Raw genomic sequence first — 17,797 nt, 5'->3', positions numbered from 1 at the left:
GGGGGCCGGTCTCCAGCACCTTCCGTTACTACTTCTATTCACATCTTCACTGCCTGAATAGAAGTAGTCAATACAGCTGGGACCACGTTCCGGGCCCGCGGATGTTTGGCTGGACCGTATGACCGATCACATGGGCGACGGGGACGGCGGCGGCGGGCGGCGGGCGGCGCGCCGGGACGCGGCGGTCCGGGCCGCCGTGGCACAGGGACTGCTCGGACCCGGCACCCCCGTGGTGGCGCTGCTGGACGTCATCGGCATCCAGGAGTCGGCGGCGGCGCTGCGCGCGGCGTTCGCGGCGGTGACCGCGCCCGGCACGCCGGTGCTGCACGCCTTCGCGGTGAAGGCGTGTCCGCTGGTGCCGGTGCTGGCGCTGCTGCGGGACGAGGGCCTCGGCGCGGAGGTGGCGAGCCCCGGGGAACTGGCGCTGGCGCGGGCGGCGGCGATGCCGGCGCGGCGTACGGTGCTGGACTCGCCGGCCAAGACGGTGGCGGAACTGCGCGAGGCGCTGGCGCTGGGGGTGGCCGTCAACGCGGACAATCCGCAGGAGTTGGACCGCGTCGACGGCCTGCTCCGGTCGGCGCGGACCTCCTCGCCCCTGGGCATCCGGGTCAACCCCCAGGTGGGCGGCGGTTCCATCGAGGCGCTCGCCACGGCGACGGCGACCTCGAAGTTCGGCGTGGCGCTGCGCGACGAGGGGGCGCGGGAGTGGGTGGTACGGGCGTTTCTGGACCGGCCGTGGCTGACCCGGCTGCATGTGCACACCGGGTCGCAGGGCATCGCGCCGGCCCGGATGGCCGAGGGGGTGGCGGCCGTGCACGCGCTGGCCGAGGAGATCAACGCGCGCGGCGGGCGACGGCAGGTCGACACCGTCGACATCGGCGGTGGTCTGCCGGTGAACTTCGCCGCGGAGGCGACGACGCCGACCTACGGGGAGTACGCGCGGGCGCTGCGGGCGGCGGTGCCGGGGCTGTTCGACGGGCGGTACGGGCTGGTGACGGAGTTCGGGCGGTCATTGCTGGCCAAGCACGGGACGGTGGTGGCGCGGGTCGAGTACACCAAGAGCGCCGGGGGCCGGCCGGTCGCCGTGACGCACGCGGGGGTGCAGGTGGCGACGCGGACGGTGTACGCGCCGGACGCGTGGCCGCTGCGGATCGCCGCGTACGACGGGGCGGGCCACCCCAAGGAGGGCCCGCCGGTGGTGCAGGACGTGGCCGGGCCGGCCTGTTTCGCGGGGGACCTGCTGGCGACCGGGCGGGCGTTGCCGCGCCTCGACCAGGGGGACTACGCGGCGGCGCTGGACACGGGGGCGTACTACTTCGCCCATCACTACGCGTACAACTCGCTGGCGCGACCGGGGGTGTTCGGCTTCGCACCCACGCCGGACGACGCCGGCACGCGCTTCGCGGTGGTCCGCGAGGCGCAGTCGGTGCGGGAGATCGCGACGGAGGCGGGCGGCACCCACCCGGACACCCTCACCGCCATGACACCGCCGAGGTGACGCCCTCGGGGGCGCGGGGAGGGGAGGGGGCGGGGAACTGCGCGACCAGCCACGACACACCCGCACCCGAACACGCACCGGTCACCCGAAAACGCACCGGTCACCGGTCACCGGTACTACCGCCGTCCCGCACCGGCGTCAGACCAAAGCGGCCGTCTTCCGCCGCGCACCGCCCGGCGCCGCGTCCCCCGCCGCCACTCCGGTCCCCCGGTACCCCTTGACCGCCTTGCCCGCGGGGCACCCCGCCCCGCGGCCGAGCCAGTCCACCCGAACCCACAGCAACGCGTCCCCGTCCCGCTCCCGGCGGCCGAGCCACGCCGCCTTCAGCCGCAGCCCCGCCCCGCAGCCGGCCAGCAGCATCCCACCCGCCGCCGGGACGGCGAACGCGCTGCCCAGCGCGGCGAGGAAGGCGAGCAGCAGCCACCAGCGGTGCCCGCGGCGCCAGTTGCGGCTGGTCACCGCCCGGTCCTGGAGGACGTCGTGCTTCCCGGCCCGGGCCGCCGCCCCCGCCAGCCGGGTGTACCGCTTGCGGCGGACGTACGCCACCACCACCGCCGCGACGATGAAGAGCGCCGCTCCCGCCAGGACTCCGATCCGGCGTCCGGTCACGCCCGGCACCAGCACCCCGATGCCCGCCGCGATCGCGCCGAGCCACCACATGGGCGCCGCGCCCGCCCGTACGACGACGGCCACCCGGGCCAGCCCCTGTCCTCCGCGCGCCACGTCTGCCTCCCGTCACTGCTGCCTGGGGTCGAAAGGTTCTGCGAGGACGGCAGGTTAACGACGCAAAGTGAGACGAGTCTGAGAACTCCCGGTGCGCCGGGCCTACTCCACGAACAGCCCGCGGGCCGCCGCGTGGGCGTCGAACTCCTCCAAGCGCGCCTGGGCATCGGGCAGGTCGTCGCACATGGCCTCCAGCAGCACCCGGCCGAGCAGCATCGGCGCACAGGCGGTGTCGAAGGCGAGCCCGGTGCCGACGGCGGCGGGCAGCAGCAGGTCGGAGACCTTGGCGACGGGCGCGAAGGCGGAGTCGGCGACGGTGACGACGGTCAGCCCGGCCTCCTTGGCATACCCGAGGGCGTCGACGACCTCGCGCGGGTGGCGCGGCAGCGCGAAGCAGAGCAGCGCGCTCGCCCCGGCGCGCACGGCGCCGTCGATCCGGTCCCGGACCATCGTGCCGCCCTCACCGAGCAGCCGGACGTCGGGGTGGACCTTGGCGGCGAAGTAGGCGAACCCCTGCGCCTGGGCGGTGGCGGCCCGCAGCCCGAGGACCAGCAGCGGACGGCTGGCCGCGAGCAGGTTCCCGGCACGCCGCACGGGCCGGGGGTCGGCCAGCACCTCGGCGAGGTGGCGCAGGTTCTCGATCTCGGCCTCGACCGCCTGCTGGTACTCGTTGACCGCGCCGGTCTCCGCCACCGGCTCGGCGGGCGCGACCTCGCGCAGATGGCGGCGCAGGTCGGGGTAGCCGTCGAAGCCCAGGGCGACGGCGAAGCGGGTCACGGAGGGCTGGCTGACCCCGGCGAGTTCGGCCAGTTCGACGCTGGACAGGAACGGCACGTCGGCGGCCCGCCGCACCATGCTGTGCGCGATGCGCCGCTGGGTCGGGGTCAGCCGGTGCCCCTCGAACAGCGCCTGCAACCGCGCGGCCGGGCTGTCGATCACGCCCGTGTCGCGGTCACCCGTGACGTGCTCACCCATGACGTGTCCCCTCCAGAAGTCCGTCCCGGGAGGTTACCGGGCCCGTCACACCTGCCGTTACCCCGATTTCACCCGGGGCCATTGACAACTTATTCAGCCATCCTATTCAGTCAGTCCCATCCCTGCATAAGCCAATACAGACAGTCGGGACCTCCCATGACCCAGTTCGTCGAGCTGCGCTCGATCGACGTCGTCCCGGACGACGAACGGCACGGCAGCGCCTTCTCCCAGTTCACCCTGTGGCTCGGTGCCAACCTCCACATCACGGCGGTCGTCACGGGCGCCCTCGCGGTCGTCTTCGGCGGCGACGTCGTCTGGTCGCTGGCCGGTCTGGTGCTGGGCAACCTGCTCGGCGGCGCGGTCATGGCGCTGCACTCCGCGCAGGGCCCGAAGCTGGGGCTGCCGCAGATGATCCAGTCCCGGGCCCAGTTCGGGGTGCGCGGCGCGGTCGTGCCGCTGCTGCTCGTGGTGGTGATGTACGTCGGCTTCTTCGCCAGCGGCACGGTGCTGGCCGGGCAGGCGGTCGGCGCGCTGACGCACACCGACGACACCACCGGCATCATCGCCTTCGCGCTGGTCACCGGGGTCATGGCGGCCGTCGGCTACCGGGTCATCCACGCCCTGGGCCGCATCGCGAGCGTCGTCTGCGCCGTCGCCTTCGTCTACCTGGGCGTCCGGCTGCTGCAACGCGCCGACCTGGGCGCCCTGCTCGGTGACGCGCACTTCTCGGCGCCGATGTTCCTGCTGGCGATGTCCCTGTCGGCCTCCTGGCAGCTGGCCTTCGGCCCGTACGTGGCGGACTACTCCCGCTATCTGCCGCGTGCCACGTCCACCCGGGCGACGTTCTGGTGGACGCTGTCGGGCTCGGCGCTCGGTTCGCAGTGGTCGATGACGTTCGGGGTGCTGGCGGCGGCGACGGCGGGCGGGGCGTTCCTGGACAGCCAGGTGGGATACGTGGTCGGACTCGGCGGCACCGGTCTGGTGGCCTCGTTCCTCTACTTCGTGATCGCGCTCGGCAAGCTGACCGTCAACGTCCTGAACACCTACGGCGGCTTCATGTCGCTGGTCACCGGCGTCACCGGCTTCCGCGAGCGGCAGGTGCTCAGCCGGCGCGGGCGGACGGCGTACATCGCGTTGATCATGGTGGCCGGCACGGTGGTCGCGCTGGCCGGCAAGGACAGCTTCCTGACCTCGTTCAAGGACTTCCTGCTCTTCCTGCTGACCTTCTTCACCCCGTGGTCGGCGATCAACCTGGTCGACTACTACCTGATCTCCAAGGAGCGTTACGACATCCCGGCCCTCTTCGACGCGAGCGGCCGGTACGGGGCCTGGCGCTGGGACGCGCTCGGGGTGTACGCGGTGGGCCTGCTGGCGCAGCTGCCGTTCCTGGCGACGGGCTTCTACACCGGCCCGCTGGTCGCGCCGCTGGGCGGGGCGGACGTGTCGTGGATCGTGGGGCTGGCGGTGCCCGCGGCGCTGTACTGGCTGCTGGCCCGGCGCACCCCTGCCCCCGGCGCCCCCACCGCGAAGACGGGGGTTACCCCCAGTGCCACGGGCACCCCCGCTCCGTAGCGTGAACGGCATGACGGGAATGGACGCGCGCGACGCCGACCTGAAGAAGGAACTCGACGCGACCCTGCGGGCCCGCAGGGAACTGGGCGAGGACTACGACTCCGCGCTGGTGGAGTCGTTCCTGGAGAAGGTGGACCAGCGGATCGACGGCGCGGTCGAGCGCCGGGTGCGGCGGCAGTTCGCCGAGCAGCAGATGGTGTCGGCCCGGGACTCCCGGGCCCCGAGGGTCACCGACTCCTGGGGCGAGCGTTTCGGCTTCGGCGTCGTCTCGCTGGTCCTGGCCGTCCCGCTGTCCGCGATCGGCGGGGGCGTCGCCGACCTGCCGGGGCTGCTGGTCGCCTGGGCCGGCATCGTCGGGGTGAATGTCGCCCAGGCCGCCCGGACCAACCCGGGGCTGTTCCGCGGCCGCCGTGACGACGACTGACCAGAACCTCTGGGGAAAGATCATGCGCGGGGACCGCCGCACCCCCGTTGCCGGGGGGCGGGACGACGGCGGTCCCCGCGAGGGACGCGGTGCCGGGTCAGGGACCGGGCGGTGCGCGTCCTGGCGTCCATGGAGGTCCGGGAGCCGCTCCGGAGGTCCTTGGCGCCGTTCGGTGCCGGCCGGGACGGGGAGCCGCTCCCGTTCCCGCCGACACCCCTAATGTGCCGCACCTGTGTTAAGCGTGTGCTGCGTCAACGTGACGCCCTCGTACCAGTTGGCGAAGGTTGGAAAACCCGAGGTCCACCGCGAGTTCGCCGTCGCCGCCCGCCGTTCACCGCACGTTTTCCGCCGCTTCGCCGTACCGGCCGGGACGGCCCGCTACTTCGCCGTACCGGCCAGGAAGCCCGGCTACTTCCCCGCTACCGGCCAGGAAGCCCGGCTACTTCGCCGTACCGGCCAGGAAGGCCAGCAGGTCCTGCCGGCTCACCACCCCGGTCGGCCGGCCCTCGACCAGGACGATCGCCGCGTCGGCCGCGCCGAGCACGCTCATCAGGTCGGCGACCGGCTCCCCGGAGCCGACCTGCGGCAGCGGCGCCGACATGTGCCGCTCCAGCGGGTCCTCCAGCGAGGCCCGTTGGGCGAACAGCGCGTTCAGCAGCTCCCGTTCCACCACCGAGCCGACCACCTCGGCGGCCATCACGTCCGGATGTCCCGCGCCGGGCTTGACGATCGGCATCTGTGAGACGCCGTACTCGCGCAGCACCTCGATGGCCTCGCCGACCGTCTCCTCGGGGTGCATGTGGACGAGGGAGGGGATGGACCCGCCCTCCTTGTGGTTCAGCACGTCCCCGACCCGGGCGCTCGGGCCGGAGTCCTCCAGGAAGCCGTAGTCGGCCATCCACTCGTCGTTGAAGATCTTCGACAGGTAGCCGCGTCCGCTGTCCGGCAGCAGCACGACGACCACGTCGTCCTCGGTCAGCCGTTCGGCCACGCGCAGCGCGGCGACCACCGCCATGCCGCAGGAGCCGCCCACCAGCAGGCCCTCCTCCTTGGCCAGGCGCCGGGTCATCTGGAAGGAGTCCTTGTCGGAGACGGCGACGATCTCGTCGGCCACCTCGCGGTCGTAGGCGGTCGGCCAGAAGTCCTCGCCGACGCCCTCGACCAGGTACGGGCGGCCCGAGCCGCCGGAGTAGACCGAGCCCTCGGGGTCGGCGCCGATGACCTTCACCCGGCCGTCGCTGGCGTCCTTGAGGTAGCGGCCGGTGCCGGAGATGGTGCCGCCGGTGCCGACGCCGGTCACGAAGTGGGTGATCCGCCCCTCGGTCTGCTTCCACAGCTCGGGTCCGGTCGAGTGGTAGTGGGAGAGCGGGTTGTGCGGGTTGGAGTACTGGTCGGGCTTCCAGGCGCCGGGCGTCTCACGGACCAGCCGGTCGGAGACGTTGTAGTAGGAGTCCGGGTGCTCCGGGTCCACGGCGGTGGGGCAGACGACCACCTCGGCGCCGTACGCGCGCAGCACATTGATCTTGTCCGTCGAGACCTTGTCCGGGCAGACGAAGACGCACTTGTAGCCCTTCTGCTGGGCCACGATGGCGAGTCCCACGCCGGTGTTGCCGCTGGTCGGCTCGACGATGGTGCCGCCGGGCCGCAGTTCGCCGCTCTGTTCGGCGGCCTCGATCATGCGCAGGGCGATGCGGTCCTTCACCGAGCCGCCCGGATTGAAGTACTCCACCTTGGCCAGGACGGTGGCCCTGATGCCCTTGGTCACGCTGTTGAGCCGCACCAGCGGGGTGTTGCCGACGAGGCTGATCATCGAGTCGTGAAATTGCACCGTTGTCTCCGGATGCCGCGAAAAGTCTGGTGGTGATGGTTGTGCCGGTCAGCCTATGGCCTGAGGCGCCTTTGGAACGGTCGTTCACTCCCCGTTGAGATTGGGCGACGGTCCGTACAGGGCAAGTAGTGGATGTACGGCTCGTGAGGAGGTGGCGGCGACGCATGACGAGCATGTCGAGGGCGAGGGTGGCCCGGCGGATCGCGGCCGGCGCGGCATACGGCGGCGGCGGCATCGGACTGGCCGGCGCGGCGGCGCTCGGTCTGCTGCTGGCGGAGGTGCAGCTGGCCAGGCGACGAGTGGGCATCGGTACGCCCACCCGGGTACCGAACGCGGAGGGACTGTACGGCGCGGCCTTCCCGGCGTCCGGCGCGCCACCGCTGCGGCTGGTGATGCTGGGCGACTCCACGGCGGCCGGGCAGGGCGTGCACCGGGCCGGGCAGACGCCGGGCGCGCTGCTGGCGTCGGGTCTCGCGGCGGTCGCCGAGCATCCGGTGGAGCTGCGTTCGGCCGCGCTGCCGGGGGCCCGCTCGGACGACCTGGACCGGCAGGTGGCGCTGGTGCTGGCCGATCCGGTGCGGCTGCCGGACGTCTGCGTGATCATGATCGGCGCCAATGACGTGACGCACCGGATGCCGGCCACCCGTTCGGTGCGCCATCTGGCGGGGGCGGTCCGGCGGCTGCGCACGGCCGGCGCCGAGGTGGTGGTCGGAACCTGTCCCGACCTGGGCACCATCGAGCCGGTCCGGCAGCCGCTGCGCTGGCTGGCCCGGCGGACCTCGCGGCAGCTGGCGGCGGCGCAGACCATCGGGGTGGTGGAGCAGGGCGGGCGCACGGTGTCGCTGGGCGACCTGCTGGGCCCGGAGTTCGCGCGCAATCCGCGGGAGATGTTCGGCCCCGACAACTACCACCCGTCCGCGGACGGCTACGCCACCGCCGCGATGGCGGTGCTGCCGACGGTGTGCGCGGCGCTCGGGCTGTGGCCGGCCGAGGAGGAGCGTCCCGACGCCCTGCGGCGCGAGGGTTTCCTGCCGGTGGCGCGGGCGGCGGCGGAGGCCGCCGACGAGGCGGGCACGGAGGTCGCGGCGGCGATGCCGGCCGGGCCGCGCGGGCCGTGGGCGCTGCTCAAGCGGCGCCGGCGGCGGCGGGTGTCGGAGGCGGAGCCGGAGCACACGGCCCAGCCGTCCTGACGGCTTCCCCCGGGCCCTGCCCGACTCCCGCCCAACCCCTACCAAAAAAAGCAAGCGCTTAGTAAATTGCGGTCAGGGTCACACCGCCGTACCCGTGACCTGACCCTTACGTGCGGGTAACTTCCCCCTCAGTCCTGCTCAGTCCTGCTCAGTCCAGTCCACCCGCACGTCGACGCCTCTGGAGCCGTGATGCCCGAAGCCGTGATCGTCTCTGCCGCCCGCTCCCCCATCGGCCGCGCCGGCAAGGGCTCCCTCAAGGAGCTGCGCCCCGACGACCTGGCCGCCACGATCGTCCAGGCCGCCCTCGCCAAGGTCCCCGAGCTGGACCCGGGGGACATCGACGACCTGATGCTCGGCTGCGGCCTGCCCGGCGGCGAGCAGGGCCACAACCTGGGCCGGATCGTCGCCGTGCAGATGGGCATGGACCACCTGCCGGGCTGCACCGTCACCCGGTACTGCTCCTCCTCCCTCCAGACCAGCCGCATGGCGCTGCACGCCATCAAGGCCGGCGAGGGCGACGTCTTCCTGTCGGCCGGCGTGGAGATGGTCTCCCGGTTCGGCAAGGGCAGCTCCGACGGGCTGCCCGACACGCACAACCCGCTGTTCGCCGACGCCGAGGCCCGCACCGCCGCCGTCGCCCAGCAGACGGGCACCAACTGGCACGACCCGCGCGAGGACGGCCTGCTGCCCGACCCGTACATCGCGATGGGCCAGACCGCCGAGAACCTGGCCCGCGCCAAGGGCGTCACCCGCCAGGAGATGGACGAGTTCGGCGTCCGCTCGCAGAATCTCGCCGAGGAGGCCATCAAGAACGGCTTCTGGGAGCGCGAGATCACCCCGGTCACGCTCCCCGACGGCACGGTCGTCAGCAAGGACGACGGCCCCCGGGCCGGCGTCACCCTGGAGGGCGTCCAGGGCCTCAAGCCCGTCTTCCGCCCCGACGGCCTGGTGACGGCCGGCAACTGCTGCCCGCTCAACGACGGCGCCGCCGCCCTGGTCGTCATGAGCGACACCAAGGCCCGCGAGCTGGGCCTGACCCCGCTGGCCCGGATCGTCTCCACCGGCGTCTCCGGCCTCTCCCCCGAGATCATGGGCCTCGGCCCGGTCGAGGCCAGCCGGCAGGCCCTTCGCCGCGCCGGGCTGACCATCGGCGACATCGACCTGGTGGAGATCAACGAGGCGTTCGCCGCCCAGGTGATCCCCTCCTACCGCGAACTGGGCATCCCGCTGGAGAAGCTGAACGTCAACGGCGGCGCCATCGCGGTCGGCCACCCGTTCGGCATGACCGGCGCCCGCATCACCACCACGCTCATCAACTCCCTCCAGTGGCACGACAAGCAGTTCGGCCTGGAGACGATGTGCGTCGGCGGCGGCCAGGGCATGGCGATGGTCGTCGAGCGGCTGAGCTGAACCCTCCGTAGCGTCTCGGGGACCCCTGGTCACCCCCGGCCCGGAGCCCTGGAATCCCCAGGGTTCTGGGCCGTTTTGTGACCCAATCTCCCCCAGGATGTGACCTATCTCCCTCACCCCGGAGATTTACGCAGGTCAGCCCGGCCCCACCGGCCCCGCCGGGGCCCAAAGTCCTGTCCGTTTCGTGACGTTACGCACTGACAGCGGGATAGTCCGCCCTTCAAGCTGATGTAGGAAGTCGGGGGTCGACTTTGAACCGGGAGTACGTCAGTGAGCGCCACATCGATCGCCCTGCTGCTCACCACGGCAGCCACCGGCGCCGTGGGCGTCGCGGTCCTGCGCAGCGTGCTGGTGCTGCGCCGCCAGGTCGCGGCCCTGCACACCGAACTGGCCGAGAGCCGCGCCGCGGCCCTGCGCGGCCGGGTGCCCGCCGCCCGCGCCGCGGCCGACACCGACGAGATACGCGCCGCGGTCGCCGAGGCGCTGGCCGAGGAACGCGAGCGGGAGCTGGCCGAGGCCCGCGCGTTCTGGGCCGCCCAGGAGAGCCGCGACGTCTCCGACGCCCCGCTGCTGCTGGGCCTCGCCGACAGCGAACCGTTCCTGCCGCACCCGGCCGACCTGGCCGCCCTCGCCGACCTGGAGCCGGTGCCGGAACCGGGCACCGACGCCGACGAGCCGGCCGCCGAGCCGGTCGACTCCGCCGAGCTGGCCGCGGCCCGCCGCCGGCACCCCTCGCACCCGGACTTCGTGCCGAACCCGTCCCCCGTGGTCAACGACCACGAGCGCACCGTCACCGCCCTGGAGGAGCTGGCGGCCGGCCGGGTCGAGCTGGCGGACGTCCGCCCGGGCCCGCTGGGCACCCTCGACGTGTACGTCTTCGCCGACGGGACCACGCTGTGCATGACCCCGGGCCACCGCGAGACCGCGGAACGCCTGGCCGCCGCCCTGCGCGCGGGCCACACCCCGGTGCTGCTCGGCGGCTCCGGCGTCTCCGGCGCCTACGCGCTGACCTTCGCCTGCGGCGAGGAGAGCGTGTACGTACTGGCCGACCGGGTCATCGCGTCCCTCTAGCCGATCCCGATCCTGGCGCCGGGGCTCACACCCCGGCGCGTTTCTGCGCCTCGGCCACCAGCCGCACTGCCTCCGCCACCTCCGCCTCGCTCTCCAGTACGAGTGCCAGGTCGTGCCCGGCGACGGTGATCTGGTCGGCGGCGGCGAACATGCCGGCGTCCGGCATCACCCGGGGCTCGGCGGCCGGGTCCTCGGCCAGCTGGGCCCGCCGGGACAGCTCCCTGGCCAGCTCCAGCGCCTCGGCCGCGGCGCCCCGTTGCAGCCTGCTCTGCGGGGCGGCCCGCAGCCGGTCGGCGAAGTGCTCCAGCGCACCGGTCAGAGGTGTCGTATCAGCCACGGCGTGAGGGTACGCGGCCTTCCGGGACTGTTGCCAACGGGCGAACGCTCAGGCACGGTGACCTGAAGGACCGGCTTTCATCCCCTGCGTCCGGAGGCGCCGATGTCCCATGTCCTCTCCGAGGAGACCCATCGCAACCTGCTCGCCCGCATCCCCCACTGCACCGGTCGTGAGGTCGCCGACTGGCTGCGCACCGTCGAGGAAGGCCCGGCCCTCTTCCGCTTCGAGGAGAAGGTCAGCTGGCTGAGGCACGAGCACAACCTCGCCTACGGCCACGCCAAGGCGATCGTCCACGAGTACGACCTCAGAAGGGCCGCGCGCAAGCTGCTCTGAAGGGGCCTGGACCCGCTTGCCCGCACAGGCGAAGGGCCCCGGACGACGCGCGTCCGGGGCCCTTTCCGTCAACCGTGGGTCAGTCGCTGCTGTTGAGGATCGCGATGAGCCGCAGGAACTCCAAGTACAGCCACACCAGCGTCAGGGTGAGGCCGAAGGCCGCGAACCAGGCCTCGTTGCGCGGAGCGCCGTAGGCGATGCCGTCCTCGACCTGCTTGAAGTCCAGGGCGAGGAAGCAGGCGCCGAGGATGACGCCGATGACACCGAAGAGGATGCCGAGGCCGCCGCTGCGGAAGCCGAGGCCGTCACCGCCGCCGAACACGGCGAACAGCATGTTCACCATCATCAGCACCACGAAGCCGAGCGAGGCCGCCAGCACGAAGCCGACGAAGCGGCGGTTGACGCGGATCCAGCCGGCCTTGTAGGCCACCAGCACGGCGGCGAAGGTCGCCATCGTGCCGATCACCGCCTGCATGGCCGCGCCGTCGGCGATGCGGTTGTCGACGACGCTGGAGACGACGCCGAGGAACACGCCCTCGAACGCCGCGTAGGCCAGGATCAGCGCCGGCGTGGGCGTCCGCTTGAAGGACTGGACCAGCGCCAGCACCATGCCGATCAGGGCGGCGCCGATGGCGATGCCGTAGGACTTGCCGATGTTGGCGTCGTCGACCGGCAGCAGCGCCCAGGAGAGCGCGGCGGTGACGATGAGCACGCCGAGCGTGGAGCCGGTGCGCAGGACCACGTCGTCGATGGTCATCCGGCCGGTGGCGGCCGGTGCCTGCGGCGGAGCGCCGAGGTCGGTCTGGGCGTACGGGTTCTGCGCGTACGGGTTGCCGGTCGGCTGGGCGTACGGGTTGGCCTGCGTGGCGACGGCGGGTCCCCCGGCCTGCGGCGCGGTGTTGAAGCCCGCGTAGCCGTTGTCGCGGCTGAACCCCCGTCGCGAGAAGACCGGGTTTCTGCTCCTCATTTCACTCCTCCATGGCCACCGTGCGTGGCCTTGGCTCAAGAGTAATAGAACGGCAAAGGAATGACCCTAGTGCTTGGGGAGGATCTTTCCCTCGTCCTGCGGGAGAACACGCTGTCCGTTCAGGTGATTCCCCTCACTGGCCGCCGCTCAGAAGGGGAAGCCGGTGTACGCCTCGGCGAGGTCCCGCTCGGCGGCCCGGGAGCCAGCGATCCGCTCCAGCCGGGCCAGCTGGAGGCGGCCGTCGAAGCCGGTGGCGTCGGGGGCGCGGTGCAGCAGCGTCGTCATGTCGTAGGAGAACCGCTCGGCCTGCCACACCCGGCCCAGACAGGTGGCGGAGTAGGCGTCGAGCAGTTCGTCGGAGCCGGTGGCGCGCCGGTGGGTGAGGGCCCGCGCGAAGGTGACGACGTCGCCGACGGCGAGGTTCAGGCCCTTGGCGCCGGTCGGCGGCACGATGTGGGCGGCGTCGCCGGCCAGGAAGAGGCGCCCGTGCCGCATGGGCTCATGGACGTACGACCGCATGGGGGTGACGGACTTCTGGGTGATCGGCCCGCGCTCCAGCCGCCAGTTGTCGGCGGTCTCGAACCGCCGCTCCAGTTCGTCCCAGATCTCGTCGTCCGCCCACTTCCCGGCGTCCGTGCCCTCGGGCACCTGGAGGTAGAGGCGGGAGACGGACGGGGAGCGCATGGACAGCAGGGCGAATCCGCGCTCGTGCCGGGCGTAGACCAGTTCGTCGTGCGAGGGGGCGACGTCGGCGAGGATGCCGAGCCAGCCGAACGGATACGTACGCTCGAACGTGCGCGCTATTCGCTCGGGTATCGCCTTGCGGGCGACCCCCCAGAACCCGTCGCAGCCGACGACGTACTCGCACTCCAGCACGTCCTCCACCCCGTCCCGCCGGAACCGCACCCGCGGGCGCTCGCTCCCGGCTCCCTCCACGGCCAGCGCCTCGGTCTCGAACAGCAGCGGGCCGCCGTCCACGAGCTGGAGGGCGATGAGGTCCTTGCAGACCTCGGTCTGCGCGTACACCATGACCGACCGCCCGCCGGTCAGCGCCGGGAAGTCGACCCGGTGTCGCTGCTTGTCGAACCGCAGTTCGATGCCGTCGTGCCGCAGCCCCTCCCGGTCCATGCGGTCGGCCGCGCCGGCCGCGCGCAGCACGTCCACCGTGCCCTGCTCCAGGATCCCGGCCCGCTGCCGCCGTTCGACGTAGTCCCGGTCCCGGCTCTCCAGGACGACCGAGTCGATCCCGGCGTTGTGGAGCAGCCGGGCGAGCAGGAGCCCGGCCGGGCCGGCCCCGATGATGCCGACGGTGGTGCGCATCGGTCGTTCCCTTCGATTGGCGTCATTGCCGAAATCGGTGCGTGTTCGCGTGGTGAAATTTTGTTCACCAATCGCAGTGAGTTTCCGCCGGGGGACGACTGATGTCAACGGGTGGGCGCCACGGAAGACGGAGCGAGGCACAAGCGGCTCACGAACGCCGCACCAGGGAAATAGTGCCCGGAGCCGGACTCGAACCGGCACGCCCGCGAAGGGGCAGCGAGGTTTAAGCTCGCCGTGTCTGCATTCCACCATCCGGGCAGGCCGTGGGCTCCGCGTCGAGGATCGACCCTATCGGGGCGGCTCCCCCGAACAGCGGCAGGGTGGGGCGATGTTGTCTTATTTTATTGATGCCTGAGGGGGCATCAGACAGCCGAACAGGCCATCCGCACTTGCCAATAGCCTCGCGCGCGACTGTCCGCCGCGCATGCGGAATGACGGAATTTCACCGTCCGAACGAGGTCGCTCCACCGGTTCTCGACCGGCCCGCCGCCTCGGGGTGCGGCGTCATCCGCAGGTATGACACGGGCTGTCGGTGTCCGACCGAAGTCGCCCCCCGGAACGGGAACAGCGGCTGACTACACGGCGGTCCGCGGCCGCGACGATGGATCAGGATCGAGCACCGAGCCATCCGGTCCCCCCGTCGTCGTCCCCACAGGAGCGCCTCCGTGACCACCGCACCGTCCATCGACCGGTCGACCGCCGTGGCCGCCCGCGCGGCTGAGCTGTCGAAGATCTACGGGCAGGGCGAGACCCAGGTGGTCGCCCTGGACCGGGTCTCCGTCGACTTCCGGCAGGCCGAGTTCACCGCGATCATGGGGCCGTCCGGCTCCGGCAAGTCCACGCTGATGCACTGCGTCGCCGGGCTGGACACCTTCTCCTCGGGGTCGGTGCGGATCGGCGAGACCGAGCTGGGCTCGCTCAAGGACAAGCAGCTCACCAAGTTGCGCCGGGACAAGATCGGGTTCATCTTCCAGGCGTTCAACCTGCTGCCGACCCTGACCGCCCTGGAGAACATCACGCTGCCCATGGACATCGCGGGCCGCAAGCCGGACAAGCAGTGGCTGGAGACCGTGATCGCGATGGTGGGGCTGTCGGACCGGCTCGGGCACCGGCCCACGCAACTGTCCGGCGGGCAGCAGCAGCGGGTCGCCGTGGCCCGGGCGCTGGCCTCCCGGCCGGAGATCATCTTCGGCGACGAGCCGACCGGCAACCTCGACTCCCGGTCCGGCGCCGAGGTCCTGGGCTTCCTGCGCAACTCGGTGCGGGAGCTGGGGCAGACCGTGGTGATGGTGACCCACGACCCGGTCGCCGCGGCCTACGCGGACCGGGTGGTCTTCCTGGCGGACGGGCGGATCGTCGACGAGGTGTACGGGCCGAGCGCCGACAAGGTGCTGGACCGGATGAAGCAGTTCGACGCCAAGGGCCGGACCAGCTGACGGCCGTACCGGCGTACCGGCCGCACCGGCGCACGGCGCACGGCGCACGGCGCACCGAAAGATCCCGTCCCCCTCACGTCTGGACTGAGAAACCCCCATGCTCCGTACCGCCTTGCGCAACGTCCTCGCGCACAAGGCCAGGCTGCTGATGACCGTGCTCGCCGTACTGCTCGGCGTGGCCTTCGTGTCGGGCACCCTGGTCTTCACCAACACCGTCTCCGCGGCGTACGAGAAGTCCTCCGCCAAGGGCTTCGACCAGGTCGACGTCTCCGTCGAACCGTCCGCGGGGAAGGACGACGACAAGGCGGCCGAGCTGACCCCGGCGCTGCTGAAGCGGGCCGCGGCCACCGACGGCGCGGCCTCCGCCCTCGGCAGCGTCTCCGGCTTCACCGCCCTCGCCGGCAAGAACGGCGACCCGGTCGGCGACGGCTGGCAGGTGCGGGGCGGCAACTACTGGGGCACCGACGACCCCCGCTACCCGATCACCGAGGGACACGCGCCGCGCGGCGCCGGCGAGGTCGTCATCGACTCGGCGACCGCCGAGCGGACCGGGTACCGGGTCGGCGACAAGGTCCGGATGTCGGTGGACGGCCCGGTGCTCACCGCCACCGTCGCCGGGATCTTCCGCACGGACGACGGCGCGGTCGCGGCGGGCGGCAGCCTCACCCTGTTCGACACCGCCACCGCGCAGCGGCTCTTCGGCACGGCGGGCACGTACGACGAGATCCAGGTGAAGGCGGACGCGGGTGTCAGCCAGTCGGCGCTGCTGGCCGCGCTCGGCAAGAGCCTGCCGAAGGACACCGTCGAGCTGACGACCGGCCGGGAACTCGCCGACCAGCAGGCCAAGGCGATCGCCTCGTCGCTGACCAGCCTGAAGCAGACGCTGCTGGTCGCCGCGGGCATCGCGCTGTTCGTCGGTACGTTCCTGATCGCCAACACCTTCACCATGCTGGTCGCCCAGCGCACCAGGGAACTGGCCCTGATGCGGGCGGTGGGCGCCTCGCGCCGCCAGGTCACCCGGTCCGTGCTGTTCGAGGCGTTCATCGTCGGCGCGGTCGCCGCGGTGACCGGGCTGCTGGCCGGTATCGGCATCGGCGCCGGGCTGCGGGCCCTGATGGGGTCGCTCGGCGCCGACTTCCCGGACGGGCCGCTGATCGTCTCCCCGGGCACCGTGGTGGCCGCGCTCGCCGTCGGCATCCTGATCACCATGCTGGCCGCGTGGCTGCCCGGCCGGCGCGCCGCGAAGATCCCGCCGGTGGCGGCGATGAACAGCCTGCACGCCACGCCGACCACCAGGTCGCTGGTGCTGCGGAACACGATCGGCGCCCTGTTCACCGCGGCGGGCGTCGCCGTCGTGCTGGCCGCGACCACGATGGGCGACGCGGGCGACGCGCAGGCCCCGATGGGGCTCGGCGCGGCGCTGATCATCATCGGCGTGTTCGTCCTCACCCCGCTGCTGTCCCGTCCGCTGATCGCGGCCGCCGCGCCGGTGCTGCGGATCTTCGGGGTGTCCGGCAAGCTGGCCCGGCAGAACGCGGTCCGCAACCCGCGCCGTACGGCGGCCACCGCCTCGGCCCTGATGATCGGGCTCACCCTGATCACCGGCATGACGGTGGCGGCGACCGGCGTGCAGCAGGCGATCGGCAAGATGGCCTCGGACTCGATCGCGGCCGACTACGTGGTGTCGATGGCCAACGGCAGCTACCTCTCCCCGGACGTCGCCGAGAAGCTGGCCGGCACCGCCGGGGTCGCCGCCAGCAGTCCGATGCGCAACTCCTACTCCGAGATCGACGGCGCGGACGAGTACCTGACCGGCGTCAGCGGCACCGCGTTCGGCGAGCTGGCCGACCTCCCGGTCGCGGACGGCGCCTTCCGGATCGGCGGCACCCGGGTCGTGGTGGACGAGGACACCGCGAAGTCGCACGGCTGGCACGCCGGGTCCACGTTCACCACCACCTACGACGACGACAAGCGGCAGCGGCTCACGGTCGCCGGGATCTACCGGGGCAACGAGATGTTCCGCGGGATCATGGTCGACCTCCCGACGCTGACCCCGCACCTCGACGACCCGGCCGACATGCAGGTCCTGGTGAAGATGGACGGCGGCGCGTCCGACGCGGCCAAGGACGGCCTGCGCGCGGCGCTCGGCGACAGCCCCGCCATCTCCGTACAGGACAAGCAGGACATCTCCGATGAGATCGCCCAGATGGTCACGCTGATGCTGAACATGCTGTACGGGCTGCTGGCGATGGCGGTGATCGTGGCGGTCCTCGGCGTCGTCAACACCCTGGCCATGTCGGTGTTCGAGCGCTCCCAGGAGATCGGCATGCTCCGCGCGATCGGCCTGGACCGCAAGGGCATCAAGCGGATGGTCCGGCTGGAGTCCCTGGTCATCTCCCTGTTCGGCGCGGTCCTCGGCATCGGCCTGGGCGTGTTCTTCGGCTGGGCGGCGGGCGAGCTGGTCGGCACCGAGCTGGCCACCTACGAGCTGGTGCTGCCGTGGGGCCGGATCGCGGTCTTCCTGCTGCTGGCCGCGACGGTCGGCGTCCTGGCCGCCCTGTGGCCGGCCCGCCGCGCGGCCCGCCTCAACCTGCTCACCGCCATCAAGACGGAGTAGCCGGACGATGCCGATGGGCCCCCTCCCCGGGCGGGGAGGGGGCCCATCGGCCAAGTGCCGGGGGGGGGCGGTACAGGTGCGGGCCCCCAACGGGAA

General features: G+C 72.2%; 15 protein-coding genes and 1 tRNA gene. 9 read left to right on the top strand and 7 right to left on the bottom strand.

All coding sequences use genetic code 11. The annotated features are described in order from the left end of the window. Positions 1-118 precede the first annotated feature (118 nt). Entirely contained in the window at positions 119-1,498 is a 1,380-nt protein-coding gene (locus tag AB0G32_RS02475) for a diaminopimelate decarboxylase (protein WP_361156976.1), read from the top strand. Between the two features lie 138 nt (positions 1,499-1,636). Here AB0G32_RS02475 and AB0G32_RS02470 read toward each other — a convergent pair whose 3' ends face one another. Both AB0G32_RS02470 and AB0G32_RS02465 read right to left on the bottom strand, forming a co-directional pair. Further along, the gene (locus AB0G32_RS02470; protein WP_361156974.1) at positions 1,637-2,221 is read right to left on the bottom strand and encodes a hypothetical protein; all 585 of its coding nucleotides are present in this window, start codon (positions 2,219-2,221) and stop codon (positions 1,637-1,639) included. Positions 2,222-2,323: 102 nt separating this feature from the next. Next, entirely contained in the window at positions 2,324-3,196 is an 873-nt protein-coding gene (locus AB0G32_RS02465; RefSeq protein ID WP_361156972.1) for a MurR/RpiR family transcriptional regulator, read from the bottom strand. A 156-nt stretch (positions 3,197-3,352) separates the two neighbouring features. On the opposite strand from AB0G32_RS02465, the gene AB0G32_RS02460 reads away from it, so the two are divergent. Then, positions 3,353-4,768, top strand: a complete 1,416-nt coding sequence (locus AB0G32_RS02460; RefSeq protein ID WP_361156969.1) for a cytosine permease — start codon at positions 3,353-3,355, stop codon at positions 4,766-4,768. Between the two features lie 19 nt (positions 4,769-4,787). After that, a complete protein-coding gene (locus AB0G32_RS02455; protein WP_361157166.1) occupies positions 4,788-5,192 on the top strand; it encodes a hypothetical protein in 405 nt (134 codons plus the stop codon). A 439-nt stretch (positions 5,193-5,631) separates the two neighbouring features. Here the strand turns inward: AB0G32_RS02455 and AB0G32_RS02450 are convergent, their stop codons facing one another. Next, positions 5,632-7,020: a cystathionine beta-synthase gene (locus AB0G32_RS02450; RefSeq protein WP_361156967.1), complete on the bottom strand. Its 1,389-nt coding sequence runs from the start codon at positions 7,018-7,020 to the stop codon at positions 5,632-5,634. Between the two features lie 164 nt (positions 7,021-7,184). Here AB0G32_RS02450 and AB0G32_RS02445 point away from each other — a divergent pair, with 164 nt between their 5' ends. The 3 genes from AB0G32_RS02445 to AB0G32_RS02435 all read left to right on the top strand — a co-directional run bounded on the left by AB0G32_RS02445 (position 7,185) and on the right by AB0G32_RS02435 (position 10,691). Further along, the gene (locus tag AB0G32_RS02445) at positions 7,185-8,210 is read left to right on the top strand and encodes an SGNH/GDSL hydrolase family protein (RefSeq protein WP_361156965.1); all 1,026 of its coding nucleotides are present in this window, start codon (positions 7,185-7,187) and stop codon (positions 8,208-8,210) included. A 189-nt stretch (positions 8,211-8,399) separates the two neighbouring features. Continuing rightward, positions 8,400-9,620: an acetyl-CoA C-acetyltransferase gene (locus tag AB0G32_RS02440; RefSeq protein ID WP_361156963.1), complete on the top strand. Its 1,221-nt coding sequence runs from the start codon at positions 8,400-8,402 to the stop codon at positions 9,618-9,620. Positions 9,621-9,890: 270 nt separating this feature from the next. Continuing rightward, positions 9,891-10,691 carry a hypothetical protein gene (locus AB0G32_RS02435; protein ID WP_361156961.1) on the top strand — a complete coding sequence of 267 codons (801 nt, stop codon included), beginning with the start codon at positions 9,891-9,893 and terminating at the stop codon, positions 10,689-10,691. Positions 10,692-10,716: 25 nt separating this feature from the next. On the opposite strand, the gene AB0G32_RS02430 is transcribed toward AB0G32_RS02435, so the two are convergent. Then, on the bottom strand, positions 10,717-11,028 hold the full coding sequence (locus AB0G32_RS02430; RefSeq protein WP_361156958.1) for a hypothetical protein: 312 nt from the start codon (positions 11,026-11,028) through the stop codon (positions 10,717-10,719). Positions 11,029-11,130: 102 nt separating this feature from the next. Between AB0G32_RS02430 and AB0G32_RS02425 the strand changes: the two genes are divergently transcribed. Beyond that, positions 11,131-11,361: a DUF4287 domain-containing protein gene (locus AB0G32_RS02425; RefSeq protein WP_361156956.1), complete on the top strand. Its 231-nt coding sequence runs from the start codon at positions 11,131-11,133 to the stop codon at positions 11,359-11,361. A gap of 79 nt (positions 11,362-11,440) precedes the next feature. Here AB0G32_RS02425 and AB0G32_RS02420 read toward each other — a convergent pair whose 3' ends face one another. From AB0G32_RS02420 to AB0G32_RS02410, 3 genes are all read right to left on the bottom strand, one after another. After that, a complete protein-coding gene (locus AB0G32_RS02420) occupies positions 11,441-12,328 on the bottom strand; it encodes a Bax inhibitor-1/YccA family protein (protein ID WP_361156954.1) in 888 nt (295 codons plus the stop codon). A gap of 147 nt (positions 12,329-12,475) precedes the next feature. Beyond that, positions 12,476-13,648, bottom strand: coding sequence for a 4-hydroxybenzoate 3-monooxygenase (locus AB0G32_RS02415; RefSeq protein ID WP_361156951.1), 1,173 nt, complete (start codon positions 13,646-13,648; stop codon positions 12,476-12,478). Between the two features lie 174 nt (positions 13,649-13,822). Continuing rightward, positions 13,823-13,906 (bottom strand) — tRNA-Leu (locus tag AB0G32_RS02410). 407 nt (positions 13,907-14,313) lie between these two features. Here AB0G32_RS02410 and AB0G32_RS02405 point away from each other — a divergent pair. Continuing rightward, positions 14,314-15,084 carry an ABC transporter ATP-binding protein gene (locus AB0G32_RS02405; RefSeq protein ID WP_361156948.1) on the top strand — a complete coding sequence of 257 codons (771 nt, stop codon included), beginning with the start codon at positions 14,314-14,316 and terminating at the stop codon, positions 15,082-15,084. Positions 15,085-15,181: 97 nt separating this feature from the next. Beyond that, positions 15,182-17,701 (top strand): FtsX-like permease family protein, encoded by a 2,520-nt coding sequence (locus AB0G32_RS02400; RefSeq protein ID WP_361156946.1) that lies wholly within the window; start codon positions 15,182-15,184, stop codon positions 17,699-17,701. Positions 17,702-17,797: the final 96 nt, after the last annotated feature.

The organism is Streptomyces sp. NPDC023723, from assembly GCF_040639815.1.
Lineage (GTDB): Bacteria > Actinomycetota > Actinomycetes > Streptomycetales > Streptomycetaceae > Streptomyces.
The sequence above is the reverse complement of the archived record's forward strand: the minus strand, read 5'-3'. Positions and strand labels throughout refer to the sequence as shown.